The 792-nt window shown below is 51.8% G+C and carries 2 protein-coding genes; both read right to left on the reverse strand.

Annotated elements, in window-relative coordinates; genetic code table 11:
- Window positions 1-203: DUF938 domain-containing protein (locus AC1D0Z_RS23295; protein ID WP_477660492.1), on the reverse strand; the 203-nt coding region annotated here is incomplete at its 3' end.
- A 36-nt stretch (window positions 204-239) separates the two neighbouring features.
- On the reverse strand, window positions 240-792 hold a 553-nt coding region (locus tag AC1D0Z_RS23300; RefSeq protein WP_477660493.1), incomplete at its 5' end, for a hypothetical protein.

Below are 792 nucleotides of genomic sequence, written 5' to 3' on the forward strand. Positions count from 1 at the left end.
GCAATGGAGTCCATGGAGGCAGGAATCGCATCAGTGGGCTGCCACGTCCATTGCGGAAGGGCCGCGGCAAACCAGGCGACGTGTTGACCTGTGCCTGAGGCGATTTCTAGTGCATTGCCATGCGCAGGTAAGACTTCGCGCAGCACCTCGAGGATGGGCTGCTTGTTGCGGTCTGCTGCGGGGCTGAAGGTATGTACAGGCATGGAAGTGATTGCCGCACAAGTTCTATCGATTCCGCATTAGGGCCTCAGACCTGCATGTGCCAGCTGACCGGACACGGAGTCCGTGTATTTCTTCTGACAGTCGGCCTTGTTTGCAAAATGGATTGAATTGATAAAACATTTCGATCCGTCGGAACGATATTCAGTGCGATAGATTTCGGAAAATGTTGTCAATCCTTTGCGCTCCAGGATCGAACCTACCCAGACAAAGTCAGAGACAAATACGCCATTTTTTTTGATGAATTTGTCAAGTGTTTGCGTCCACACGTGAGAGTATTCACCACCGGGCGGCGAAGGACGCGCGCCCTCGAAATGAATGAGGTAGGAAGCTTCACTACCGGTCTTCTTCACTTCATCCACCATGGACTTTGCCAAGGGCAAAAACATCTCGTTAATCACCGCTTCCCTGGAACGGACAGAATTGCCGAAATTGTCAGCAACCAAGCTCGCGTCAACAATTACCAGCACCTTCTTTACGGGCAAAGAGGGGGGAGATATCTTTTTTTCCGAATACGTGACGGGGTCGGCAATGGTGGCACAACCCGAGATCAGGAAAGTGACGCATAAAGCG

The organism is Polaromonas sp. P1_E3 (assembly GCF_056405935.1).